General features: G+C 44.3%; 20 protein-coding genes. 15 read left to right on the top strand and 5 right to left on the bottom strand.

The genetic code is table 11. From position 1 onward, the window contains the following. Positions 1-97: 97 nt before the first annotated feature. The 5 genes from PSU72_RS06410 to PSU72_RS06390 all read right to left on the bottom strand — a co-directional run bounded on the left by PSU72_RS06410 (position 98) and on the right by PSU72_RS06390 (position 5,525). Entirely contained in the window at positions 98-376 is a 279-nt protein-coding gene (locus PSU72_RS06410; protein WP_300387802.1) for a cupin domain-containing protein, read from the bottom strand. A gap of 212 nt (positions 377-588) precedes the next feature. Continuing rightward, positions 589-1,212: a trimeric intracellular cation channel family protein gene (locus PSU72_RS06405; protein ID WP_300431488.1), complete on the bottom strand. Its 624-nt coding sequence runs from the start codon at positions 1,210-1,212 to the stop codon at positions 589-591. A gap of 10 nt (positions 1,213-1,222) precedes the next feature. Then, complete coding sequence (gene betA, locus PSU72_RS06400) at positions 1,223-2,908, bottom strand: choline dehydrogenase (RefSeq protein WP_300431487.1); 1,686 nt, start codon at positions 2,906-2,908, stop codon at positions 1,223-1,225. Positions 2,909-2,953: 45 nt separating this feature from the next. Then, positions 2,954-4,426 (bottom strand): betaine-aldehyde dehydrogenase, encoded by a 1,473-nt coding sequence (gene betB / locus PSU72_RS06395; RefSeq protein WP_300431486.1) that lies wholly within the window; start codon positions 4,424-4,426, stop codon positions 2,954-2,956. A gap of 160 nt (positions 4,427-4,586) precedes the next feature. Then, a complete protein-coding gene (locus PSU72_RS06390; RefSeq protein WP_300431485.1) occupies positions 4,587-5,525 on the bottom strand; it encodes a TorF family putative porin in 939 nt (312 codons plus the stop codon). A gap of 388 nt (positions 5,526-5,913) precedes the next feature. Between PSU72_RS06390 and PSU72_RS06385 the strand changes: the two genes are divergently transcribed. The 15 genes from PSU72_RS06385 to PSU72_RS06315 all read left to right on the top strand — a co-directional run bounded on the left by PSU72_RS06385 (position 5,914) and on the right by PSU72_RS06315 (position 25,488). Beyond that, complete coding sequence (locus PSU72_RS06385; RefSeq protein ID WP_300431612.1) at positions 5,914-6,936, top strand: GlxA family transcriptional regulator; 1,023 nt, start codon at positions 5,914-5,916, stop codon at positions 6,934-6,936. A 200-nt stretch (positions 6,937-7,136) separates the two neighbouring features. Beyond that, positions 7,137-8,126, top strand: coding sequence for a choline ABC transporter substrate-binding protein (locus tag PSU72_RS06380; protein WP_300431484.1), 990 nt, complete (start codon positions 7,137-7,139; stop codon positions 8,124-8,126). A gap of 251 nt (positions 8,127-8,377) precedes the next feature. Beyond that, positions 8,378-9,631 (top strand): sarcosine oxidase subunit beta family protein, encoded by a 1,254-nt coding sequence (locus PSU72_RS06375; protein WP_300431483.1) that lies wholly within the window; start codon positions 8,378-8,380, stop codon positions 9,629-9,631. Between the two features lie 42 nt (positions 9,632-9,673). Beyond that, entirely contained in the window at positions 9,674-9,973 is a 300-nt protein-coding gene (locus PSU72_RS06370) for a sarcosine oxidase subunit delta (RefSeq protein WP_300431482.1), read from the top strand. Beyond that, positions 9,970-13,002, top strand: a complete 3,033-nt coding sequence (locus PSU72_RS06365) for a sarcosine oxidase subunit alpha family protein (protein ID WP_300431481.1) — start codon at positions 9,970-9,972, stop codon at positions 13,000-13,002. Before PSU72_RS06370 ends, PSU72_RS06365 begins: the two co-directional genes overlap by 4 nt. Next, a complete protein-coding gene (locus PSU72_RS06360) occupies positions 12,995-13,633 on the top strand; it encodes a sarcosine oxidase subunit gamma (RefSeq protein WP_300431480.1) in 639 nt (212 codons plus the stop codon). Before PSU72_RS06365 ends, PSU72_RS06360 begins: the two co-directional genes overlap by 8 nt. Before the next feature lie 4 nt (positions 13,634-13,637). Beyond that, positions 13,638-15,044 carry an L-serine ammonia-lyase gene (locus tag PSU72_RS06355; RefSeq protein WP_300431479.1) on the top strand — a complete coding sequence of 469 codons (1,407 nt, stop codon included), beginning with the start codon at positions 13,638-13,640 and terminating at the stop codon, positions 15,042-15,044. 72 nt (positions 15,045-15,116) lie between these two features. Further along, positions 15,117-16,394 (top strand): serine hydroxymethyltransferase, encoded by a 1,278-nt coding sequence (locus tag PSU72_RS06350; protein ID WP_300431478.1) that lies wholly within the window; start codon positions 15,117-15,119, stop codon positions 16,392-16,394. 63 nt (positions 16,395-16,457) lie between these two features. Further along, positions 16,458-17,048, top strand: a complete 591-nt coding sequence (locus PSU72_RS06345; RefSeq protein ID WP_300431477.1) for a DUF5943 domain-containing protein — start codon at positions 16,458-16,460, stop codon at positions 17,046-17,048. Positions 17,049-17,058: 10 nt separating this feature from the next. Continuing rightward, positions 17,059-19,137: an NADH:flavin oxidoreductase gene (locus PSU72_RS06340; RefSeq protein WP_300431476.1), complete on the top strand. Its 2,079-nt coding sequence runs from the start codon at positions 17,059-17,061 to the stop codon at positions 19,135-19,137. A 14-nt stretch (positions 19,138-19,151) separates the two neighbouring features. Further along, complete coding sequence (locus PSU72_RS06335) at positions 19,152-21,077, top strand: (Fe-S)-binding protein (RefSeq protein ID WP_300431475.1); 1,926 nt, start codon at positions 19,152-19,154, stop codon at positions 21,075-21,077. Further along, positions 21,074-22,204 (top strand): electron transfer flavoprotein subunit alpha/FixB family protein, encoded by a 1,131-nt coding sequence (locus tag PSU72_RS06330; protein WP_300431474.1) that lies wholly within the window; start codon positions 21,074-21,076, stop codon positions 22,202-22,204. Before PSU72_RS06335 ends, PSU72_RS06330 begins: the two co-directional genes overlap by 4 nt. 18 nt (positions 22,205-22,222) lie before the next feature. Further along, complete coding sequence (locus PSU72_RS06325) at positions 22,223-23,008, top strand: hypothetical protein (protein WP_300431473.1); 786 nt, start codon at positions 22,223-22,225, stop codon at positions 23,006-23,008. Positions 23,009-23,041: 33 nt separating this feature from the next. Then, positions 23,042-24,349: an aromatic ring-hydroxylating dioxygenase subunit alpha gene (locus PSU72_RS06320; RefSeq protein ID WP_300431472.1), complete on the top strand. Its 1,308-nt coding sequence runs from the start codon at positions 23,042-23,044 to the stop codon at positions 24,347-24,349. Then, a complete protein-coding gene (locus PSU72_RS06315) occupies positions 24,349-25,488 on the top strand; it encodes a hybrid-cluster NAD(P)-dependent oxidoreductase (protein WP_300431471.1) in 1,140 nt (379 codons plus the stop codon). The genes PSU72_RS06320 and PSU72_RS06315 overlap by 1 nt, the downstream gene beginning before the upstream one ends. Positions 25,489-25,566: the final 78 nt, after the last annotated feature.

Here is a 25,566-nt window from a genome sequence, read left to right as displayed (position 1 = left end):
TTTCAATAGTTTGCTACCAGGTTAATAAACTAATCATTTAAGCAATAAAAAAGCCTTGAATCATCAAGGCTTTTTTAATTAACAAACTCTCACACAACTATGAGTGTTTGTAGTGTTTTTTCAATTGTTTAGTTACTTCCCAGTTTGATTTCAAACCTTTTGGAAACACAACAAAGTCGCCTGCTTTAACTACAACAGTTTCGCCACCAACTGGAGTAACGTGAATTTCACCTTCAAGCAAGTAAGCGCTTTCAGTTGCTGAATCAAAGTTCAATGGGAATTTTGATGGTGCGCAATCCCAGATAGACCAGCTAGAAACGCCTAGCTCTTTTAATTTAGCTTCAGATGGGTTATGGTCAATGATGATTTGAGTCATTTTTTAGTCCTATATAAAATGGTTTGATTTAAAAACAAATGCCGCAAGAGGCGGCATTAAAAAATTTGGCGAAAACTACTTACTAAACGCCATCTAAATTGCAACAAAAATGCATTTGTCACGACTGTATCGCACGATTATAACAACCAACACAATTATCGTCAAAACTAATAAAAATTAAATTGGCTTTAATTTTTATGTAACAACACGATTTAAAAAGGTAATTTAACCTGGTATTTTATTGAGATTATTCTTAAAGCAGTTGTAAAAAAAATGGCGACTAGCGTGCTAGGAAGCTCATCTATACCTAAGTATAGGCATATTAAGAATACCGCGCTTCCTAGCGCAGCACATGTTGCGTAAAGCTCGTTGCGACGAAAGACATTGGGAATCTCGTTGCAAATAATGTCGCGAATAACTCCGCCAAATACGCCTGTGACTACGCCCAGCAGCATTGAGATGTAAAAATCACAACCTACTTGGTGAGCCATACTGGCGCCTACTGTGCTAAATAAACCAAGACCAAGCGCATCTAATGTGACAAAAATTTTGGTAACCGTTGGATTTTCATAAAACATGGTTGAAAGTGGCGCGGATGCTATTGCAAAACCTAGCAGCATTAAAGCGTAGCCTGAGTGTTGCATCCAATACAATGGATAATGCCCTATCATCAGATCACGCACTGTGCCTCCACCAAAGGCGGTAATCATACTCACGGTGTAAACACCGATAAGGTCCATACCTTTTTTGCGTGCTTCTATAATGCCAGTAAATGCAAAGGCTAATACACCTAGCAGCTCGACCAAAGCTAGCGCATGGATTTGAGAGAAAATCACTTAGTATTTGTTAGGTGTTTAAAGCTTCATCAGCATTGCGATGGAGTGGATGAATAAACACGGGTACAACTTTAGCTGAAAGTGCTTTGCGACCACGAATATTGTCTGATATTTTTTCAGCCATCATAATGGTAGGCGCATTCAGGTTGCCTGTGACAATTTCAGGCATGATAGACGCATCAACCACGCGCAAGCCTTGCAGGCCATGCACTCGACCTTCTGTATCAACTACAGCCATTTCATCATAGCCCATCGCGCATGAACAGGACGGGTGATATGCCGTTTCACCGTGCTGGCGGACGAATGCATCTATTTCCGCATCGGTCTGCACACCTTCACCTGGTGAGATTTCTCGACCTACATAAGGCGCAAGCGCGGCTTGTTTCATGATGTTACGCGTGATGCGCACCCCTGCACGAAACTCTCTTTTATCTTGTTCGGTAGACATGTAATTAAACAAGATGCTTGGGTACTCAAGCGGATCTTTCGAACGGATATGCACGCGCCCACGGCTAGGCGAGCGCATGGAACCCATGTGTGCCTGAAAACTATGAACCTTAATTGGATTACTGCCATCGTAATTAATCGCTACGGGCAGAAAATGATATTGGATATTGGGCCAAGTGAAACTATCGTCACTGCGAATAAAACCACCCGCTTCAAACTGATTGCTTGCGCCAATACCAGTGCCAAAAAATAGCCATTCAGCACCAATTAAGGGCTGATTGTAAAGTTTTAAGGCTGGCGCTAATGACACTGGCTGCTTGCATTCATATTGCTGATAAATTTCCATGTGGTCTTGCAAATTTGCGCCAACTCCGGGCAAATCATGCACCAAAGGAATATCTAAATCACGCAACAAAGCTGCTGGACCAACGCCTGAGCGCTGCAATATGGGTGGCGAGGCGATGGCGCCAGCACATAACAACACTTCGCGTTTAGCATTGGCTTGTTGCGGCTTACCATCATGCAAGTAGACTACCCCAGTTGCTCGTTTACCCGTAAACAAAATACGATCAGTAAGTGCATGTGTAATGATGGTAAGGTTTTTGCGATCAATTGTTTGGTCTAAATAGCCACGCGCAGTGCTAGAGCGCCTACCCTGTGGTGTGGTTGTACGATCCATAGGGCCAAAACCTTCTTGCTGGTAACCATTTAAATCTTCAGTACGAGGATAACCCGCCTGCACGCCAGCTTCTACCATTGCCGAATAAAGCACATTATTACCACTTTTTGGCGTGGTGACACTGACCGGACCACTACCGCCATGATAATCATTCGGGCCAATGTCTCTTGTTTCAGCCTTTTTAAAGTATGGTAAACAATCAAAATAAGACCAATTCTCCAAGCCCTTACGCTTTGCCCAGCCATCGTAATCTAAAGCATTACCACGGATATAACACATGCCATTAATCAAGGATGAACCGCCTAAGCCTTTGCCACGACCACATGAAATTCGCCGATTATCCATATTCGGTTCTGGTTCAGTTTCATAAGCCCAGTTATAACGACGACCTTGTAAGGGGTAAGCTAAGGCTGCAGGCATTTGCGTGCGAAAATCTAAGCGATAGTCAGGTCCGCCTGCTTCTAGCAAGAGTACCGTTACATCAGCATCTTCAGTCAAGCGCGTTGCTAAAACGTTACCTGCAGAGCCTGCTCCGATAATGATGTAATCGAATTCTGAATTTTTACTCATGACTTTCCTTAAAGACCGTACTTTCAATCAACTTGTAATCAATCACTAAAACACAGACGTATAGTTACCCAACTCCACTTGTATCGATTTGACGCGCGTGTAGTTTTGCAGCGTCATTAAGCCATTCTCGCGCCCTACGCCAGATTGTTTATAGCCGCCAACCGGCATTTCAGCAGGCGACTCTCCCCATGTATTAATCCAACAAATACCTGACTGAAGCTGATGAATTACACGGTGCGCACGACTGATATTTTCCGTAATCAAGCCTGCTGCAAGGCCGTAGTCAGTATCATTAGCACGGCGGATCACTTCGTCTTCATCGTCATAAACGAGGATGCTCATCACTGGGCCGAAAATTTCTTCACGTACAATCGTCATATCGTCAGTGCAATTGGTAAAAACGGTTGGCTGAACATAAGCGCCATTGGCATAATCGCCAGTAAGCTCACGCTTTCCACCAGCTAATAGGCGCGCACCTTCTTTGATGCCTGAATCAATGTAACGTAGCACATTTTGCATATGAGACTGGCTAACCAATGGACCAAAATTAGTGTTGTCATCTTGCGGGTCACCAAGACGGACACGCGCTACACGCTCAACAATTTTTTGCTCGAATTCTTGGATATTAGAGCGATGCACAAACACGCGAGTGCCATTGGTACACACTTGGCCAGAACTATAGAAGTTAGCCATCATCGCCACATCTGCAGCTTTATCCATATTGGCATCTGAGAAAATAATCAAAGGTGACTTTCCACCAAGCTCCATCGTCACATCTTTTAATGTTGAGCTTGAAGCGCTCGCCATCACTTTTTTACCTGTCACAGTGCCGCCAGTGAAGGATATTTTCTCAATACCTGCATGTGCCGTTAACCATGCGCCAACTTCGCTGCCGCTACCATTCAGCACATTAAAGACACCATCTGGCAAACCAGCTTCGGTATAAATTTCAGCTAACTTTAAGGTGCTCAGCGGCGTGACTTCGCTGGGTTTGAAAATCATTGCATTGCCAGCGGCTAGAGCTGGCGCTGATTTCCATAATGCAATTTGAATGGGGTAATTCCATGCGCCAATGCCAGCAACCACGCCTAGCGGCTCTCTGCGGGTGTAAGCAAAAGCACTTTCACGCAATGGAATTTGTTGGCCTTCAAGTGCCGGGACTAATCCAGCGTAATATTCAAGCACATCAGCGCCCGTGACGATATCGACATAACGCGTTTCAGAAAGCGGTTTGCCAGTGTCTAAGGTTTCTAACTCAGCTAGCTCATCATTACGCTCACGTAAAATCTCTACTGCGCGTCGTAAAATACGAGAACGCTGCATTGCCGTCATCGCAGCCCAAACACGCTGACCTTGACTGGCACTGGCAACAGCGGCATCAACATTGGCTTCAGAGGCCACTTGCACCTCAGCCAAAACTTCACCATTAGCTGGATTGACCGTCTGGAATGTTTTGCCGCTAGTAGCCTCTACGTAACGACCGCCAATATATAGTTTTTGTAAGTTAAAACGTGGCAATTGCTTCTCCAAACTAAAGTTGATGAGTATTAAACAATAATAAAAGCCTAAAGAACTAAGCACCACTTAAATTACGACTTAAAATTAATTAAAACCGACTAACATTAAAAAAGGACGCCTAGGCGTCCTTTTTTAATCAAGCTAATTTGCAAAAGTACTATTACCAGCTACGTTTAACAAAGAACGTAAACTTACGGTCGTTGATCGATTTGCCATTGTCATCTGTGTAATACGCAAGCTGTACGGAACATTGCTCTTCACCAAAGGTGCCAGTGTAATTAAAACCTGCATTAAAGCCTTCAAGCGGTTTCCCAGCAGTTGGTAGTGAGAAGTTTCTGTTCAAACCAATCAAATAGTCTTTTTGGTTTAAACAAATATCGTTAGAACGTTGATATCCAACTTTTGCAGCTAAGTTTAAACCTGCAAAAGGCAAAGTATTAGCATATTTAAACTCATGATATTCAACACCACTAGTGTCGTCAGCGGCATTAATCGCATTAGCTGGGCTTACGAAGGGCAATGTTGGATCACGCTTTGTGTTGCCAATACCATACCAATCAGTAAAGGCATGGTAGAACGTGTAAGTAAAGCCATAAGCAGCAATATTTAAATTACCTTCGAAAGTGTCTTGATTTCTGTTATGGTAAGATTTTTCACCTTCTGGATACCATACATAATTACCGCCAATACCCAGCGTAACTGGACCAAATGCATGTGTGTATCCGCCATACCAATCAGTTTCCACATGATTACCAGAACCTAATGGGTTTCCACTTGGGTCGACGTTGGTAACAGTCCCTGCACCACCTAGAGTCAATGGGTCTGTAGTTGAAAACCAAGCACCTAAGTAGAAACCACTACTGTGTGCCCAATCAACACCGCCTTGCAACGCAGGACCATCACCCCAGTCATTACCACGGCTGATGTAATTAGAATACACCCCAAGGTTGTATGTAAGTGTATATGGAGGTGCAGCTTCAGCTGGAGCTGCCGCTACAGCAACTTCTTCTGCCGAAGCATACGCACAGTTTAATAAAATTGGTGCTGCGCATAGTGCGCTCACCACGTGACGATTTGTAATCCAACTCAGCGCTTTCATTTGACTCTCCCAAAATATTCAAAAGATAAAACCAAACTGACTATTTATAAAAATTATATTCAATTATGCAATTTCATTATCAAAGAATACTTCAGAAAAAAATTAGTAATTACGACATTAACCATAGCAAAAACGCCGAGCTGGTTTTTTTATATTAGGATTGGAAATATAATCAATTCAATTATGTTAAGTCTTTAAATGCAATCGAATCTTAGCTGACGTTGAGATTTTGTCATGATGTCTTTCCGTAGAAAATAATATCTATAATTATTATTTCAAAATATTATTTTCAGGACTATTATTGCCTAAAGCTTAAGAAAAATGTGGGATTGAAATAAAGTATACAAATTGTTAAACATTCATTGTGAGTCATCGTGATTGGGGTCGTATGTCTTGTAAAGAAATGTCACAGGTCAGGCATGTTGGGTTCTTGACCCTCAATAATTTCTCTATGATTGCATTTTCGAATGCGATTGAAATTCTTCGCATGGCTAACTACCTGCTTGGCCAAGAAGTGTATCAGTGGTCAGTCATCACACCAGACGGTTTGCCTGTTGAGGCAAGTAATGGTTTATCTTTTGCCAAAACCACCATGTTAGATAAAATTGCTATGCCAGACATGTTGCTGGTTTGTGGTGGTGTGGATGTACAAACTGCCGTCAATTCAAGCGTTATCAAGTTAATCACGCAAGCTAGCAAGCAAAATGTATGGTTAGGCAGCTTATGTACTGGCAGTTACGCACTGGCAAAAGCTGGTGTGCTAGATGGCTATAAGTGCACGATTCATTGGGAAAACATGGCGAGCCTGCGTGAGAAGTTTCCGTATATCACTTTTATGGAAGAGCTCTTCGTGATTGATCGTGACCGCTGCACATGCGCAGGTGGAACAGCGCCGATAGACTTAATGCTAGCTTTTGTTTTTGCACGATTTGGCAAAAATCTAGTAGCCGAGATTTCAGATCAATTCATGGTAGTGCGTGCAAGAGACAGTAAAGATCAGCAGCATATTCCGGTTGCTGCCCGTGTTGGATATAGCCATAAAGCTTTAGTTGAAGTATCAGCTTTAATGGAAGCCAATATTGAAGAACCATTACCGCTGGATGAACTGGCACGATTGGCAGGATTATCTCAGCGCCATTTACAGCGTATGTTTAACCACACGCTTAATATGAGCCCGATGCATTATTATTTAAATCTTAGGTTAAGGCGTGCTAGATCGTTGCTTTTACAAACTGAGATGTCGATTATGAGCATTACTGTCGCCTGTGGATTTCAGTCCTCATGTCACTTCAGCAAGTCATACCGCACGCTGTTTGGCTACTCACCAAGCAAAGAAAGACGCAAGAACCAACATACACCTGCCATACACTCACTTACCAGCAACACCAACATGCATATAAGTCATACATAAAATGACTTTTCACGCGCTGTGATTCACATGTCGTGATTTAACAAGATTCTGTCGTAATTCTTTATTTAACTGTTGACTACTCGCTATATTTTACTACTTGTAACAGAACTTTCTTATTAGTGAGAGTTTTAGTGCGATAACTAGTGTGGTTTCACCATGCTGTCTTCTTTGGGTACTATCAATATTACGTAGGAGTTAAAATGAATCACTTTGCAAAATCAGTTTTAATCGCCGCACTATTCCCTCTCGCCTTTACTGCCTGTGGCAAAAAAGAAGGTGAAGTTTCCACTCCTACGGCCACGGCAGAAGCATCAAGTACTGGCGAAGCCGTCAGTTGTAGCGCAGTAAAATTTGCTGATATTGGCTGGACTGACATTACCGCAACCACCGCCCTCTCCTCTGTTGTTTTAGAAGGTTTAGGTTACAAACCGGTTTCAACCATTGCTTCTGTACCCATTGCATTTGCCGGTATTAAAAAGAGTCAGATTGACGTTTTTCTTGGTTATTGGTCGCCTTCAATGACACCTATTGTTGAACCATTTCTTAAAGATATTAAAGTGCTTGAAAAACCTAACTTGGTTGGCGCGAAATATACTTTAGCCGTACCAACTTATGCCTATGAAGCTGGTTTAAAAAGCTTTACTGATATTGCAAAATTTAAAGATAACCTTGAAGGAAAAATGTATGGCATCGAGCCAGGCAATGATGGTAATAAAATCATTGCAGATATGATCACTAAAAATGCATTTGGCCTTAAAGATTTTAAAATGGTTGAATCTAGCGAAGCTGGCATGTTGACTGAGGTCAGCCGCTCAGTAAAAAACAAAAAATGGATTGTGTTCTTAGGTTGGGCACCTCACCCAATGAATGTTCAACAAGACATCACTTACCTAAGTGGTGGTGACGATTTCTTTGGTGCTAACTACGGCGAAGCCAAAGTGTATACCGTGACGGCAACTGATTTAGGGTCGCGTTGCCCAAATGTGAATAAACTCGTCACCAATTTAGAGTTCAATCTAGACATGGAAAACCAAGTGATGTTGCCAATCATGGATAAAACCGCACCGAATGTTGCGGCAAAAGCATGGCTAACTAAAAACCCTGCTGTATTAGACAAATGGTTAGATGGCGTTAAAACACTAGACGGAAAACCAGGTTTAGAAGCTGTGAAAAAATACTTAGGCGTTTAAACGCAAGTCATTAAAAAAAGCCATAACAGTTAAGTGCTGTTATGGCTTTTTTGTTTTTACATGTTGGGATTTTTAACTAAGCACCAACCCTCGATAGCCATTATTCATTAACTCTTGTTTATATATCTTGGCTTAAAACGTCACATGTCGTAAAAAGCCAAGAAATAGTCTGATGTAGCACATTAAACATAGCGCTGAAACAGCAGAATAACGCTTAACAACTAATGTTTTAAACGATTGCCGGAGGCCGCTTGAAAAAAGATTATTCCATTTGGAAACTACTCTCACAAGGGTTAAAACATCACGAGGGATGGACGCCTGCTTGGCGCAGCCCTGAAGTTAAATCTTCGTATGACGTAGTGATTATTGGTGCAGGTGGTCATGGTTTAGCCACTGCTTACTACCTTGCTAAAGAGCATGGTATTAAAAATATTGCAGTGTTAGAAAAAGGCTATTTAGGTGGCGGCAATACTGCGCGTAACACCACAATTGTCCGCTCTAATTACCTTTGGGATGAAGCAGCGATGCTTTATGAGCACTCACTAAAATTATGGGAAGGATTGACCGAAGACATTAACTATAACGTGATGTTTAGTCAGCGCGGTGTATTCAATCTAGGTCATACGCTGCAAGACATGCGTGATATTGAGCGCCGCGTGAACGCCAATAATCTAAACGGAATTGATGCTATGGCATTGAATGCGCAAGAAGTGAAAGACCGCATTCCAATGATTAATATTTCTAAGGACACGCGCTTTCCAATTATGGGCGCAAGTTTTCAACCTCGCGCTGGCGTCGCTAGGCATGATGCTGTCGCTTGGGGCTTTGCCCGTGCTGCGAGTAATTATGGTGTTGATATCATAGAAAACTGCGAAGTAACTGCGATGGATATCGTCAACTCGCAGATTAAAGGCTTGCAAACTAGCAAGGGTTATATTTCAACATCAAAAGTTGGCTGTGTGACAGCTGGTCATTCATCAGTGATGGCAAAAGCTGCTGGTATTCGCATGCCGCTTGAGAGTCATCCGCTACAGGCGTTTGTTTCAGAATCTCTCAAACCGATATTAGATACCGTTGTAATGTCTAACGCGGTGCATGGCTATGTCAGCCAATCAGATAAAGGTGAGCTTGTGATTGGCGCAGGGATTGACCATTACACCAGCTATGCTCAACGCGGCAGCCCACATGTGATTGAACATACGGCAGCAGCGATTATCGAGTTATTTCCAATGTTTTCACGCGTGCGCATGAACCGTCAATGGGGCGGCATTGTTGATACTACGCCTGACGCTTGCCCAATTATCAGTAAGACTAAAGTCAAAGGTTTGTACTTTAATTGCGGTTGGGGTACAGGTGGCTTTAAGGCAACGCCAGGGTCTGGCAACGTATTTGCCCACACCATTGCACATGATGAACCACACCCATTAAACGCCGCTTTTACGCTTGACCGTTTCCATACAGGTCATTTGATTGACGAGCACGGTGCAGCCGGTGTTGCGCACTAAATTTATGTTGCGCATTAAAGCTTAAGCTAAAAAGGAAAAATCATGTTTGTTATTAAATGCCCACATTGTTTTGAAGCAAGAGAAGAAGAAGAGTTTAGCTATGGTGGCGAAGCCTTTGTTGCACGCCCTGAATCACCAGAAACTGAAAGCGAAGAAAATTGGGGTGATTATTTATTTATGAAACGAAACCCAAAAGGCTGGCACTGGGAAATGTGGGGGCATAGCACGGGTTGTCGTAAGTTTTTTGTATTAAAACGCAATACCGCTAATCACACCATAGTAGGTGCTTGGACATTAGCTGAAGCTCGTAAAATTTATGATGCGGAAGAGGCAATAGCATGAGTAACAGAATCAATCATAAAAATAGTCGCGTTGATTTAAACCGCCCTCTTACATTTACGTTTGATGGTCAAACTTATCAAGGCTTTGCAGGTGACACCCTTGCTTCAGCCCTGCTTGCCAATGGCGTTAAAGTGGTTGCGCGCAGCTTTAAATATGGCCGCCCTCGGGGCATTATTGGTTCTGGCGCAGAAGAACCTAATGCACTAGTACAAATTGACGTGGGCGCACGTACCACACCAGATTTAAAAGCCACGCAAGTGGAATTATATGATGGCTTAGTGGCTGGACGCACCAGCGGTTGGCCGTCATTAGCATTCGACCTTAAAAGTGTAGGCGGTAAATTCTCACGCTTTATGCCTGCAGGCTTTTACTATAAAACTTTTAAATGGCCAACTAAGCTTTGGCCGTTCTATGAAGACATTATTCGTCGCGCGGCGGGTTATGGTAAATCACCAGTTGAAGCTGATACTGAAACTTACGACCATCAACATCATCATGTAGATTTACTCGTGGTTGGCGGTGGTGCGACTGGCTTGCTTGCCGCGCTACTGGCTGGTCGTAGTGGCTTAAAAGTTTTATTGGTAGATGATCAACCTGAGCTTGGCGGTTATTTACTCTCTATGCCGAATGTATTGATTGGCGGTGTAAATGCAAGTACATGGTCAGCTAACATCATCAATGAGCTGCAAAGCTTGTCTAACGTAACAATTCTTTCTCGCACCACGGCTTTTGCCTTGCATGACATGAACATGATTCAAGCGGTAGAGTTGCTGCAAGATCATCTGCCTCACGCAGTAAGAAAAAATGCGCAACGGCGCGAACGTTTGCATCGTATTCGAGCGTCTAAAGTAGTGCTGGCAACTGGTGCTTTTGAGCGACCTCTAGTATTCGGCAATAATGACCTACCAGGCATTATGACGGCATCGGCATTATCCACATATTTAAACCGCTACGGTGTTGCTTGTGGCAAAAATGCAGTGATTATGACGAGCAATGATTCAGCCTATCAAGGCGCTGCTGACTTGGCTGCCGCTGGCATTGTAGTGACCATAGTTGATACAAGGGAGCAAATCAATCCTGAATGGGCGGCTAAAACCAATCAACTAGGCATTAAAGTGTATGCTGGTTACGGCATTAGTGAGGCCATTGGTTCAAACGCTGTGCAAGGTGCGCAACTGGTTAAATTAGGTAGCTTAAAAAATGTTGCCACAGCTAAAGGACCGTATGTGCCATGCGATGTTTTAGCCAGTTCTGGCGGCTTATCCCCTACGGTGCATTTGTTCTGCCATGATGGTGGTCGTCCACAATGGGACGATGCACGACTAGCTTTTGTAGTTTCTGCCAATGGTCGTGCCAAAGACGGTATTTTCTGTGTAGGCGCAATTACAGGTGTGTTTGCCTTACAAGAGGGTTTAGCCAACACACATAACACCTTAGCTGAACTTTTAGCCGGCTTAGGTAAAACCATCAACAGCTCGGGATTAGTGTTAGAAACAGATGAAATTTCTGTCACTCCAGCACGCCGTATCTTCCATGTGCCTGATGGTAAAGATGGGCATGGCGCAAAGGCTTTTGTAGACTTCCAGAATGATGTCGCTGCCACAGATATTCACCTAGCTGTGCGTGAAAACTACCGCTCAATTGAGCATATTAAACGCTATACCGCCCTAGGATTTGGTACGGATCAAGGTAAGTTATCTAACGTCAATGGCTTTGCCATTGCCGCTGAAGCTTTAGGAAAAACGATTCCAGAAGTTGGCACAACCACTTACCGCCCTGCTTACACGCCAGTGTCATTTGGCGCTTTAGCTGGCGCGCATGTTGGTGACACTTTCGAACCTCGCCGTTATACCGCAATGCAAACAACGCATGAGCAATATGGTGCGGAGTTTGAGCCTGTAGGTCAATGGATGCGTCCTTGGTACTTTCCTAAACCGGGAGAAGATATTCATGCAGCAGTTAATCGCGAATGCTTAGCCACACGTAATAGCGTGGGTATGCTGGATGCTTCAACCTTAGGAAAAATCGACATCCGCGGTAAAGACGTACGTGAGTTTTTAAACCGTATCTATGCCAATGCGTGGTCACAACTTGCAGTAGGTAAGTGTCGTTACGGCTTGATGTTAGATGAAGCTGGCATGGTGATGGATGATGGCGTAACAGCTTGCATTTCAGACACACACTTTTTAATGACCACCACCTCAGGCGGCGCAGCCCGCGTGATGACTTGGTTAGAAAAATGGCACCAAACTGAATGGCCAGAATTAGAAGTCTATATGACTTCTGTGACTGACCATTGGACAACTGCTGCTTTAGTTGGCCCAAAAAGCCGTGAAGTTTTAGCTAAACTTTGCACTGACATCGACCTATCAAAAGATGCATTCAAATTTATGGATTGGCGTGATGTCACAGTCGCTGGCGTGCCTGCTCGCGTGTTCCGTATCAGCTTCTCAGGCGAGTTAGCTTATGAAGTCAACGTCGACGCAAGTTATGGCGATTACATCTGGAATGAACTTATGAAGGCAGGTAAGGAGTTCGACATTACGCCATATGGTACTGAAACCATGCATGTATTGCGTGCAGAAAAAGGCTTCATTATCGTTGGGCAAGATACGGATGGCTCTGTCACACCGTTTGACTTAGACATGGCGTGGGCAGTTGGTATGAAAAAACCTTATAGCTTCCTAGGTAAACGTTCGCTTGCTCGATCTGATACTAGCCGCACTGACCGTAAACAATTGGTTGGTTTGCTGCCAGAAGACCCGAATGTCGTCCTTAAAGAAGGCGCACAACTGATTAATTCGTCAGACATTACGCCACCAGTCGCCATGTTAGGTCATGTAACGTCTAGCTATCACAGTGCATTTCTTGGTCGCTCTATCGCCATGGGCTTTGTGATTGATGGCATTAAACGTCGCGATGAAGAAGGCAATAATATTGTTTACGCATGGGCAGAAGGTAAAGCCGTTAAAGTGAAAATCGTTTCATACGTGTTTGTTGATGCAGAAGGAGCGCGACATAATGCTTAACTCAACTACTAATAACACCTCGGAATTCAAGCCTGTTATGCAGTCACCATTGCATCCATTTGGTTTAGCTGCAAAACAAGAGAAAATCAATGACAGCAAAGGCGCTTGGGCTAATGAAATCCCACTATTAGGCTACATCAGTCTGCGTGGAAATTCGCAAAATGCGGCATTTGTGAGCGCAGTAAACTCAGCATTAAACATCACGTTGCCAACACAAGCTTGCAGCATGATAAATGCTGCTTGGGGATCAATCCTCTGGCTTTCTCCAGATGAATGGTTAATCACTTGCAAACGCGATCAACGTGCGTCTTTTCAACAATCATTAGAAGCTGCATTGGCGGGCATTCACAGCCAAGTGGTTGACAACTCTGGTGGATATACCACGGTTCTACTTAAAGGTAAAAACGCCAGCGATGTGTTGCACCACTGCACGGTGTATGACTTAAACATGCTCCAAGCAGGCAAGGTAGTAGGCACTACTTTTGGCAAACTGAGCTTATATGTACATCAGCATGAAAATGGTTATAGCCTTGTATTTCGCCGTAGCTTCGCCGATTACATCTGGCGCTATCTCGAACGCAGCGCCCTGCCCTATGGCTTTGGCATTGCTCAACTAAACGACGGGCAGTAACAGCATGAACTACAGCGTATTCGAAGTTTTTCGTATCGGGATTGGCCCATCAAGTTCACATACTGTTGGGCCGATGATTGCAGTAAACCGTTTTCTTTTAGAGATTGAAAAACGTGGCCTCATTAAACAAGTCGCTGAAGTTCAAATTCACCTATTTGGCTCACTGGCACTCACAGGTAAAGGTCATGGAACAGACTATGCCGTCATTGCTGGCTTGGTTGGCGCATTACCCGATCAAGTTGACCCAGCAAGCATCATCCCGCTAGTTGAATCGATTAAGGAAACTGGTCGTTTAATGTTAATGAATACCATTGAAATTCCATTTGATTTCAATAAGCATTTGGTTTTTCATAATCATCAATCATTACCGCAACATCCTAATGGCATGATATTGCAGGCATTTTATGATGATGGAGATTCACTGCATCGCAACTCCTACTTTTCAATTGGCGGCGGCGCAGTGTTGGATGAACAAGAAATTCTCCGCACCACAAAAACCAGTACCATCGTTAAAGAAACTCCAGCTTCTACGCCGTTCTGGTTTGATAACGCAGCAGATTTGCTGCGCATGGGAAATGAAAAAAACCTGTCAATTGCCGAGATCGTGTGGGGCAACGAATTAAGATACCAAAACGCACAAGAAACACGCAGCAAGCTGCTTCGCGTTTGGGATGTCATGAATGCTAGCATTGAGCGCGGACTGGTGACAGAAGGCATGTTGCCCGGTGGATTAAAAGTAAAACGCCGAGCGCATTTACTCTACAAACAAGCCAGCACTGTGGGTGGCAAACTATCGTCAGATTTCCAATCCATGGACATGGTGAGTGCTTTTGCTATTGCGGTGAATGAAGAAAACGCTTGTGGTGGACGCGTTGTTACTGCGCCAACCAACGGCTCTGCTGGCGTAATACCGGCAGTGTTAAGTTACTTCACACGCTTTTGCCAACAGCAAAGAACCAAAACTGAAATAGAAGACAACATTATTAAGTTCTTACTCACCGCAGCGGGCATAGGCATGCTTTATAAAAAGAATGCCTCAATATCAGCAGCTGAAATGGGCTGCCAAGGTGAGATTGGTGTTTCCTGCTCGATGGCGGCAGCGGGTTTAGCTGCTGTACTTGGTGCCAATAATGAGCAAATTGAAAATGCTGCTGAAATCGCCATGGAGCACAATTTAGGCATGAGTTGCGACCCGATTGGTGGCTTGGTGCAAATTCCATGTATTGAGCGCAACAGCATGGGCGCAGTTAAAGCCATTAATGCGGCACGCTTGGCGATGATGCATGAAGGCGGCCACATTGTTTCATTAGATGCAGTGATTGAAACCATGCGCCAAACGGGAGTGGATATGCAATCAAAATACAAAGAAACAGCGCTTGGCGGATTAGCTATAAATGTCGTCGCTTGCTAGTCATTAATTAAGTCCATGTCCTGCCAAAATCATATCTTACTGTATTAGAAAATACACTTAGAAAGAGTCAAAATGAACCAGACTAAAGCACCCTTCTTTTCAGCCTCACTTGCCGACGCTGACCCTGCTATACAATCTGCAGTCAATGAAGAGCTATATCGACAACAATCTCAAATTGAGTTGATTGCTTCTGAAAATATAGTCTCTCGTGCGGTGCTTGAAGCGCAAGGCACAGTGCTCACCAATAAATATGCAGAAGGCTACCCTGGTAAACGCTATTACGGTGGCTGCGAGTTTGTAGATAAAGTTGAAACCTTGGCAATCGACCGACTAAAACAACTATTCGGTGCTAAGTTTGCCAATGTGCAGCCACATTCTGGTGCACAAGCCAACGGTGCAGTCATGTTAGCCATCGCAAAGCCTGGTGATACTATTTTAGGCATGTCACTGGATGCTGGCGGTCACTTAACCCACGGCGCCAGACCTGCCCTTTCAGGTAAATGGTTTAATGCAGTGCAATACGGCGTTCGTCGCGAAGACTATCGTTTAGATTATGACCAAGTTGAAGCGCTAGCGAACGAGCATAAACCTAAAGTCATTATTGCTGGTTACTCAGCCTATCCACGAGCTGTGGATTTTGCACGCTTCCGTGAAATTGCTGATAGCGTAGGCGCAACTTTGATGGTTGATATGGCACACTTTGCTGGCATTGTCGCAGCTGGCCGTCACCAAAATCCAGTTGAACATGCGCATATCGTGACATCAACCACACACAAAACTCTACGCGGCCCTCGCGGTGGTGTGATACTGACTAACGATGAAGACTTGATTAAAAAAGTGAACTCAGCAGTTTTCCCAGGCTTGCAAGGCGGCCCGCTCATGCATGTGATTGCAGGTAAAGCCGTTGCCTTTGGTGAAGCACTTCAACCTGAATTCAAAACGTATATTGACCGAGTATTGGCTAATGCAAAAGCATTGGGTGAAGTATTAGTTGCAGGCGGAGTTGACCTCGTAACAGGCGGCACAGACAATCACTTGGTCTTGGTCGATTTACGTCCTAAAGGGCTAAAAGGCAACCAAGTTGAGCATGCATTAGAGCGTGCAGGTATTACTTGTAACAAAAATGGTATTCCATTTGATGACGAAAAACCAACCGTGACTTCTGGCGTTCGTTTAGGCACACCAGCTGGTACTACACGAGGCTTTGGCGAAGCTGAATTCCGTCAGGTTGGTGAGTTAATTTTACAAGTATTTGACAGCTTAAAAAACAATCCGGATGGCGACGAAGCGACAGAAAAACGCGTGCGCAGCAAAATATTAGCGCTTTGCGAACAGTTTCCAATTTACTGATTTCAGCGAAAGCGTACAGTTAGAAAGTTTATAGTTAATTGATTGATGCACAGGAGAAATTAAATGAAACATTCCACTCCTATCAATAATGAGAATAACATTAGTGAAGCTAACGTAGCGCCCATGAGTTATGTTCCGCGTGATTTTTTCACGAATAACCATCTAACCATAGAAGATGCTATTGGTTTTAATGAGTATGCTGAAGTGCTCTATGAAGCAGGCTATAAATCTGCATATCATTGGTGTGAAAAAGAGGCCAAATTAAATAACCTATCTGGTATCGCGGTATTTGAGCATTATTTAAATCGCTTGTCTCAACGTGGCTGGGGAGTATTTAGTTTTGAATCTGTGAATGCCGATACTGGTAATGCTGAAGTAAAACTTGAGTACTCTTCTTTTGTGCTATCACAACCAGAAAAACCTGGAAAACTCTGCAATATGTTTGCTGGTTGGTTTGCTGGCGCAATGGATTGGTGCACCACACGTAAAGGACATTACGCCTACACCAATTGTGAAGGTATTGATTGTGCAGCCCAATACTGCTCACAATCAAAATGCGGCGACAGCTCAGAAAGCTTCTGCATTTTCACCATCAAACCATCAGTTGCAAATCTAGCAGCTACAAATCTAGCTGTTACAAATCAAAAAGTCTGATTGGAACACTATGCGCTACCCGCATCTTTTTACACCGATTACCCTCAATAAATTAGTGTTGCCTAACCGCATATACAGTACTGCACATGCCGAGGTATATGCTGAAGCTGGCGGCATGCCGGGTGAGCGTTATATTAAATACTACGAAGAAAAAGCCAAAGGTGGCTTAGGTTTAGCCATCTGCGGCGGCTCTAGCCCTGTGTCTATCGATGTGCCACAAGGTTCATGGAAACCCGTTAACCTGACTACTGACCGTGTCATTGAGCCGCTTTCTCGCTTAGCTGAAGCTATGCATCGCCATGGCAGTAAAATCATGATTCAAGCCACGCATATGGGCAGACGTTCAGCTTACGCAGGCGAGCCTTGGCCGCACCTTGTTTCACCAAGCGGCGTACGCGAACCTGTGCATCGCGGTAACGCAAAAGCCATCGAGATTGAAGATATTCACCGCATTATCGGCGACTTTGCAGCAGCAGCAAAACGAGTACAAGCCGCTGGTATGGATGGCATAGAAATTTCTGCGGCACATCAACATTTAATTGATCAGTTCTGGAGCCCACGTACTAATCAACGCACTGACGAATATGGTGGTAGTTTAGAAAACCGCATGCGCTTTGGCATGCAAGTGTTAAATGCAGTACGTGATGCTGTAGGTGCCGATTTTTGCGTAGGTTTACGCATGTGTGCCGACGAATTTCATGATGACGGTTTAGACCCAGAAACCCTTAAAAATATCGCGCAAATCATGTCTGAAAGTGGCTTGATTGATTTTATTAGCGTGATTGGTTCAGGCGCGGATACACACAACAAAGTAGCTAACTGCATGCCTTCTATGGCGCTACCACCTGAGCCTTTTGTCCATCTAGCGGCTGGCATTAAATCTGTATCAAAAGTACCTATTTTGCATGCGCAAGGCATACGCGATGTGACGCAAGCCGAGCGTATTATCGCCAATGGTTTAGTGGATATGGTGGGCATGACTCGCGCACATATTGCTGACCCGCATATGATAGTGAAAATACGCGATGGTCGTGAAGACCAAATCAGGCAATGCGTAGGCGCTAACTATTGTATTGATAGACAATATTTAGGGCAGGATGTGTTATGCGTCCAGAACGCTGCCACTTCACGTGAATCTACCATGCCGCAAGTGGTGAGCAAAAGCAAAGGTGAAAAACGCCGCGTCATCGTGGTTGGTGCTGGCCCTGCTGGATTAGAGGCGGCGCGCGTTTCAGCTGAACGTGGTCATGAAGTGATTCTATTTGAGCGAAATGCATCCGTTGGCGGGCAGGTTAATCTAGCCGCAAAGGCACCACAACGCGAACAAATGGCAGGCATTATTCGCTGGTTTGATATGGAAACAAATCGCTTAGGCGTAGACCGCAGACTAGGCGTTGCAGCAGATGCAGCGATGATACTTGCTGAAAAGCCAAGCATCGTCGTATTGGCTACTGGTGGCAGCAGTCATAGCGGACAAGTCCCTGCTTGGGGCGTGGCAGAAGGTTTGGCGGTGAGTTCATGGGACATTTTGTCAGAACGTGTAGCGCCTGGCAAAAATGTACTGATTTACGATGGCATAGGCACACATGCAGGATTTGGTACTGCTGACTTTATGGCAAGTCGCGGTAGCCAAGTGGAAATCGTCACACCAGACCCTAAAGTGGCTGACGATGTGGGCGGCACGACATTTCCTATTTTCTATCGTCGTTTATATTCTCAAGGCATCATCCCTACCCCAAACTTTTGGCTAGATAGTGTGTATGCAGAAAAGGATAAAGATGGGCGCGATAAAAAGATTGCCGTCTTAAGAAATGAATACACTGAAACGCTGGAAGAGCGCGAGGTCGATCAAGTGGTCATTGAGAATGGCTCTACACCTAATACTGAACTGTACTGGGCATTAAAAGAGCTTTCAAAGAATCACGGTCAAACTGATATTAAAACTCTTTTTGACGCCGAACCTCAACCCACACTTGGGCAAAAACTGAATGATGGCGAGTTTCTGCTTTTCCGCATTGGCGATTGCGTATCCATGCACAATATTCACGGCGCTATCTACGACGCGCTGCGCCTCTGTAAAGATTTCTAGCAAAGATTTTCATAGTGTCTATTCAACACCTCATTACCTTACTTTTTTGGCTTGCTACGGCAACACTGCTGGCTGGGCTGTGGCGGCGTTCGCAGCTATGGCGTCAAGGTCAGTCTGCGGATTTCTCGTGGATCAATCTACTTGCAATTCCAAAACGCTACTTTGTCGATTTGCATCATGTCGTATCGCGTGAGCCTTTTATCGCACGCACTCATGTTGCAACGGCTGGTGGCGCTGTTGCAGCGTTGATTCTAGTAGCTATCAACTACGGCTTAATGCTGTATTGGAATGTGCTTAACTGGGCAATATTAATCGCTACCGCCATCATGCTGGTAGGTGTGTTTTTTGTATGGTTGCGCCGTCGCAATGCGCCTAGCCGACTATCTCGTGGTGCTTGGAGTCGGTTACCCTACTCACTTGCGGCCTTTGCAATTGGCTTGTTGGTTCTAAGTTTACCCGTATCTGTTCTAGCAGGCAGTGTTGCCGTATTGGCATTGATATTATTAATGGCGGGCTCAGCAGAGTTGGCACTAGGCATAGGTTTGGGCGGGCCGATGAAGCACGCGATTGCTGGGCTACTGCATTTAGCTTTCCATCCTCGCCAGCAGCGTTTTAATGGTAAATTATCTACTGCGCTTAAACCAATCGCTTTAGATGTTATCACTTTAGAAAACCAAGAATTCGGCATCAGCAAACCTTCAGACTTCAAATGGAATCAATTATTGGGTTTTGATGCATGCGTGCAATGCGGAAAATGCGAAGCTGCTTGCCCCGCCTTTGCTGCTGGGCAACCACTTAACCCTAAAAAACTCATTCAAGATTTGGTCGTTGGTTTTTCTCATGATGAAAAATCCAGCCATGATAAAAATTCCAAAGGTACAGACGCTAAGTTTGCAGGCAGCCCTTATCCTGGCATGCCTATTGGCGAGCATTCTGGCAGCATACACGCACCCATAGTGCCTTCATTAATTGAAGCAGAAACTTTATGGTCATGCACAACTTGTCGCGCTTGCGTACAAGAGTGCCCGATGCTCATCGAACACGTAGACGCAATCGTCGGTTTAAGGCGTAACCTAACACTGACAAAAGGTGAGCTTCCGGGTAGCGCACCACAAACATTGGAAAACTTACGACAAACAGCTACAGTGGGCGGGTTCGACCGTAAAGCTCGCTATTATTGGGCGGTCGATTTAAATGTTAAGACGATTGCACCTAATATACCTGTAGACATATTACTGATCGCAGGTGAAGGCGCTTTTGACATGCGCTATCAGCGTACTTTACGAGCTTTAGTCAAACTACTCAAAGCCGCAAAAGTAGATTTCGCCTTAATGGGTGAATATGAGCGTGACACAGGCGATACCGCAAGGCGGCTTGGCGATGAAGCAACGTTTCAGAAACTCGCGAAACTCAATATAGAAACATTAAATTCACTCTCGTTTAAACGCATCGTCACCGCAGACCCACATGTTCTTCATAGCCTTAAGAATGAATATGCTGCGTTTGGTGGAAATTACGAGGTATTACACCACTCAACACTTTTAGCGCAATTGGCTGCTAGCGGTCAGTTGAAACTAGGTAAGTCAGATGAAACACGCAAGCTGACGTATCATGACCCTTGCTACTTAGGTCGCTACAACGGCGAAACTGAATCGCCCCGTGCCTTACTAAAAAGTATTGGTATTCAGGTTAACGAGATGGAACGTTCAGGTATGCGTGGTCGCTGTTGCGGCGGCGGCGGCGGCGCCCCATTAACGGACATTCCTGGCAAGCAACGTATTCCTGACATTCGCATCGCCGATGCGAGAACCATAGGTGCGGAAGTTGTTGCTGTAGGATGTCCGCAATGCACGGCTATGCTAGAAGGTGTCGTTGGCAATCGCCCTGAAATATTAGATATTGCACAATTGCTTGCGTCTACTTTGGAGCTGGAATCATGAGCACCAGCAAAGCAAAACGTATTAACCCAAATCGCATACTTAATACCACTCAAAACGGTATTAAACGCATTACTTTGTCGGCGCCTGAAGTTGCTGAAAACATCCCAGAAGTTAAACCGCTTCGCACACCCACTAAGCCCAAAAACTTCTACTTAACTGTGACCCATGCGGATAGAGGCATGCTTGATGATCATGCCCATCAAGTGATTGCCTCCGCAGCGATTTTGGCTGATAAAGAAACCACCGTTGTGGCCTTAGTATTGGGTGAACTGCGTGAAGATATTGCCAGTCTCGGGGCAGATAAAGTGATTGTTATGCCTGAGTTTGATTATCAAGTTTTTCAGCCAGATGCAGAATTGGCATGTGTTTTAAAGGTGATTGATTCGCTACAGCCTTCACGGATTTTCATGCCTGATAATATGATTGGTGACGGCGAGTTAGGTAGAAGGTTAATTGCCACACAACCGTCCAAATCTGCTGCCACACATGTGATTGAAATAGATGCAAAACATGTAGCGAGTTATCAAGCTGGCGGCAGTCTTTTAGCGTTTGCTGATTTACCAGAAATTATATTATTAGCCGCTAATACCGCAGAAACCAACTTACCTTTTGTAGCATCGGCGATACCTGACGAACAGTTAAAATCCACAAGCTACACATTTAAAGAGTCAAACAGCGACTATAAAAACTTAGGCATGCTACCCGTCGCCTCAGCGACGATCGCTTTGGAGGAAGCCGACTTTATCGTTTCTGCAGGTAATGGCGTGAGCAATGTGGCGACATTAGAAACTTTAGCGCGTTCGCTAGATGCTGCAATAGGCGCCAGCCGGGTGGCAGTGGATGACGGAAAGTTTCCGCGTGACAAGCAAATTGGCGCGAGTGGTAAAACTGTCAGTGCAAGCGCTTATCTGGCGATTGGCATTTCTGGCGCAGTGCAGCACCTACAGGGCATAAAAGACTGCCGTCATGTGATTGCCATCAATCGTGACAACAGCGCCCCCATTGTGAAGCGTGCAGATCTTACGGTGATTGGTGATGCGGAAGAAATCATGCAAAGCCTCATTTTAGCTATCGCTGAGGCTAAACAAGCCACGTCTAATCAAACTATGTCTAATCCAGTGAATTAACGAGATGAGTTCTATTCAATGAATATTATTAAGCACATTACAACATTGGTTTCAGCTGGCCGACATCCTGTGAGCGGAGAGCCACGCCACTGCCATAACGATAGCCTTGCTATGACTATCGGATTAGACATGGCAAAATCAATCTCAGCAAAACACCATGTACTGCATGCAGGCAACCCAGACAACAAAGCCTTAAGCGAGTACTTAGCGCTTGGTGCTGGTCAAATCGATGTGATTCCCATCTCAGACGATACTGATGTCGTAGATTGCTTAGCGACTCAATTAAACCACGCCGACCTAATTTTAACAGGCAGTCGTGCGGAAAGTGGTGAGGATAGTAGCTTATTACCTTATTTATTAGCTGAAAAAATTGGCATACCGTTAGTAGTAAATGCATTAGCCATTAAAGTGAAGGCTAACACTATTGAGGTGCTTCAATTCTTGCCTAAGGGAAAACGCCGTCATGTCACAGTGAAGTTGCCAGCAATTATTGCAATTCACCCGCTAGCACCCGCTAGTTTGAAGTTTTCATATGCGCGTCAGATTTCAGGTGCAATAAAAACATTGCTAGTGCCTTACACCTCAACTTCAACAAGTGTCCATAAGACGCAGTGGCAAACACTAGCGTCGATACGCAAACCAATCAAACTAAAAGCACCTGAAAATAAATCAGGACATGACCGCATGATGTCAGCCATTTCGAGTGAAAGCAAAGGTGGCGCTGTCGTAAATAATGGAAATTCTGTCGAAAAAGCACAAGTTATTCTGGGCTATTTGCGTGAACATCGTCTTATCAACTTTTAATGTAATTGAACGAAAATTAAGCTAGGAAATTTCATGACTATTTCATCAGACATCCAAAAAATGATTACAAATCGTCTCAAAGGACATTCACTCAATGCGCCGTTTTATTTGAACTCTGATATTTTTAATTTAGATGTCGCTGCGATTTTTTCCCAGCATTGGATCTATGTAGCAGTAGAACCAGATATTGCAGAGCCAGGTGATTACATTACGGTTGATGTGGGCAGTAATTCAGTGATTATCGTGCGCGACGATGACATGAACATTAAAGCGTTTCACAATGTATGCCGCCATCGTGGCTCACAATTATGTGACGATGCCAAAGGTAGCGTAGGCAATATAGTGTGCCCGTATCACCAATGGACTTATGATCTAACTGGCAAACTTATCTACACCGAACACATGGGCGAAGCCTTTAACCCGAATGACCACAACCTAAAATCTGTGCATGTGGGTAACGTAGCTGGTTTGATTTTCATCTGCTTGGCTGATGAAGCTCCTGCTGATTTTGAAGAAATGCGTGCTGCGATGGAGCCGTATATCGCACCTCACCGAGTTGCGGATTGCAAAGTGATTTGGCAAGAAGATATTGTAGAAAATGGTAACTGGAAGTTGACCATGGAAAACAATCGCGAATGCTATCACTGTGTGGCAAATCATCCTGAACTCACCATTTCACTTTATGAGTATGGCTTTGGTTATCAACCATCACCTGCTAACGCAGAAAAAGTACAAGAGTTTCGCGACCTGATTGAGACAGAAGGTAAACGTTGGGAGTCATGCGGACTGCCTTCTGCTGAAATCGATTTACTAGATTCATGCGCAACAGCTTATCGTACGCAACGCCTGCCACTTGATAAAGCAGGTGAATCACAAACCATGGACGGCAATGTCGCATGTCAAAAACTATTGGGCGATTTAACTCAACGTAATTTGGGTGGATTGTCGTTTTGGACACAACCCAACTCATGGCATCACTTTATGAGTGACCATATTGTGACCTTTAGTGTATTACCGATTGATGCAGAACACACCTTATTGCGCACCAAATGGCTGGTACATAAAGATGCAGTTGAAGGCGTAGATTACGAAACTAAAAAAATCACTGAGGTATGGCAGGCAACCAATAAACAAGATTCAACTTTAGTCGAGCGTACACAACGTGGTGCCAATAGCGAATGGTACGAGCCAGGACCTTACTCGCCCTATACAGAAGAGTTAGTAGAAAAATTTACTAATTGGTATATACAACGCTTAGAAGCAACACTGGAAAAACCTGAGTTCATCAAGAAACAAGCTGCGGCTAACTCTAAAACCGTGCCGATAATGGTGTGTCGCTAATGAACTCAAGGAATACGCCTCAGCTTTGGGCAGCTAACTTGCCACAATGGGATGGCGACAAGAACAATGTTCTAGTTTGCTGCCAGATTAGGCAAGAAACGCATGACGTTAAAAGTTTCTTCTTTACGCCGCAAGAAGCCAGCGTATTCAAATTTCTACCTGGGCAATTTATCACCCTAGAGCTAACTATTGATGGCGAAATCATCAATCGTAGTTATACGATTTCATCTTCCCCAAATCGCCCACACGTGATTTCGATTACCGTTAAACGTAAGCCTAATGGCATCGTATCAAATTGGTTACATGACAATATGAAAGTTGGCACGCCAATATCGGCGTTAGGGCCAACGGGCGATTTCACTTGCGTGCTTCACCCTGCGCAGAAGTATCTATTTTTATCAGGCGGCTCTGGTATTACGCCGCTTATGTCGATGGCACGCTCTTTTCATGAGCTAGCCGAAGATGCTGATGTTGTATTTTTGCATAGCGCAAGATCACCAATAGACATCATTTTTAAGCATGAGCTTGATTTAATGGCGTTCAATCAAACGCATTTCCAACCAGCATATATTTGCGCAAAAGTCGATAAATCGCCCAATTGGCGTTTACAGCCTGAGTTTATCACTGAGGGAATGCTGACTACAGAGAACCTAAAACTTAGTGCTCCAGACTTTCTAGAACGTGAAGTGTTTACCTGTGGCCCAGCGCCGTATATGGCTTCAGTGCGGAATTTACTCGCAACTGCAGGCTTCAACATGGCGCATTACCATGAAGAAAGCTTTACTTTTGACGAACTGCCAGTTGAAACGCAAGCAGCTGTTCAAGCTGAAGAAAACGCTCATCATAAAGAGACAGAATCACACCACAATAATGCACAAACTTTTTCAGTTGAATTAAGCAAAAGCGGCACGACCATTCAGTGCGCACCAGACCAGTTTGTTCTAGATGCTGCGCGTGCAGCAGGCCTAAGGCTGCCATCATCATGCAGTAAAGGCTTGTGCGGTACTTGTAAAAGTAAGTTAGTTTCAGGTCAGGTGGATATGAAACATGGCGGCGGTATACGTCAGCGTGAGATAGATCAGGGTATGTTTCTACCCTGCTGTTCTAAACCTTTAAGTAATTTAGTGATAGAAAAGTAGCGTGATAGCCGAATAGATAATCGAGAATTAAATTTTAGGTTAAAACCATTATTTAGCATTTTAGGAATAGCTTCATTT

The organism is Methylotenera sp. (genome assembly GCF_029945535.1).
Taxonomy (GTDB): domain Bacteria; phylum Pseudomonadota; class Gammaproteobacteria; order Burkholderiales; family Methylophilaceae; genus Methylotenera.
The sequence above is the reverse complement of the archived record's forward strand: the minus strand, read 5'-3'. Positions and strand labels throughout refer to the sequence as shown.

Coding starts and splice junctions, on each gene's coding strand:
- PSU72_RS06410 (WP_300387802.1), bottom strand. CDS start 376: ATGACTCAAATCATCATTGACCATAACCCATCTGAAGCTAAATTAAAA.
- betA (WP_300431487.1), bottom strand. CDS start 2,908: ATGAGTAAAAATTCAGAATTCGATTACATCATTATCGGAGCAGGCTCT.
- PSU72_RS06390 (WP_300431485.1), bottom strand. CDS start 5,525: ATGAAAGCGCTGAGTTGGATTACAAATCGTCACGTGGTGAGCGCACTA.
- PSU72_RS06385 (WP_300431612.1), top strand. CDS start 5,914: ATGTCTTGTAAAGAAATGTCACAGGTCAGGCATGTTGGGTTCTTGACC.
- PSU72_RS06380 (WP_300431484.1), top strand. CDS start 7,137: ATGAATCACTTTGCAAAATCAGTTTTAATCGCCGCACTATTCCCTCTC.
- PSU72_RS06370 (WP_300431482.1), top strand. CDS start 9,674: ATGTTTGTTATTAAATGCCCACATTGTTTTGAAGCAAGAGAAGAAGAA.
- PSU72_RS06365 (WP_300431481.1), top strand. CDS start 9,970: ATGAGTAACAGAATCAATCATAAAAATAGTCGCGTTGATTTAAACCGC.
- PSU72_RS06360 (WP_300431480.1), top strand. CDS start 12,995: ATGCTTAACTCAACTACTAATAACACCTCGGAATTCAAGCCTGTTATG.
- PSU72_RS06355 (WP_300431479.1), top strand. CDS start 13,638: ATGAACTACAGCGTATTCGAAGTTTTTCGTATCGGGATTGGCCCATCA.
- PSU72_RS06350 (WP_300431478.1), top strand. CDS start 15,117: ATGAACCAGACTAAAGCACCCTTCTTTTCAGCCTCACTTGCCGACGCT.
- PSU72_RS06345 (WP_300431477.1), top strand. CDS start 16,458: ATGAAACATTCCACTCCTATCAATAATGAGAATAACATTAGTGAAGCT.
- PSU72_RS06340 (WP_300431476.1), top strand. CDS start 17,059: ATGCGCTACCCGCATCTTTTTACACCGATTACCCTCAATAAATTAGTG.
- PSU72_RS06330 (WP_300431474.1), top strand. CDS start 21,074: ATGAGCACCAGCAAAGCAAAACGTATTAACCCAAATCGCATACTTAAT.
- PSU72_RS06325 (WP_300431473.1), top strand. CDS start 22,223: ATGAATATTATTAAGCACATTACAACATTGGTTTCAGCTGGCCGACAT.
- PSU72_RS06320 (WP_300431472.1), top strand. CDS start 23,042: ATGACTATTTCATCAGACATCCAAAAAATGATTACAAATCGTCTCAAA.
- PSU72_RS06315 (WP_300431471.1), top strand. CDS start 24,349: ATGAACTCAAGGAATACGCCTCAGCTTTGGGCAGCTAACTTGCCACAA.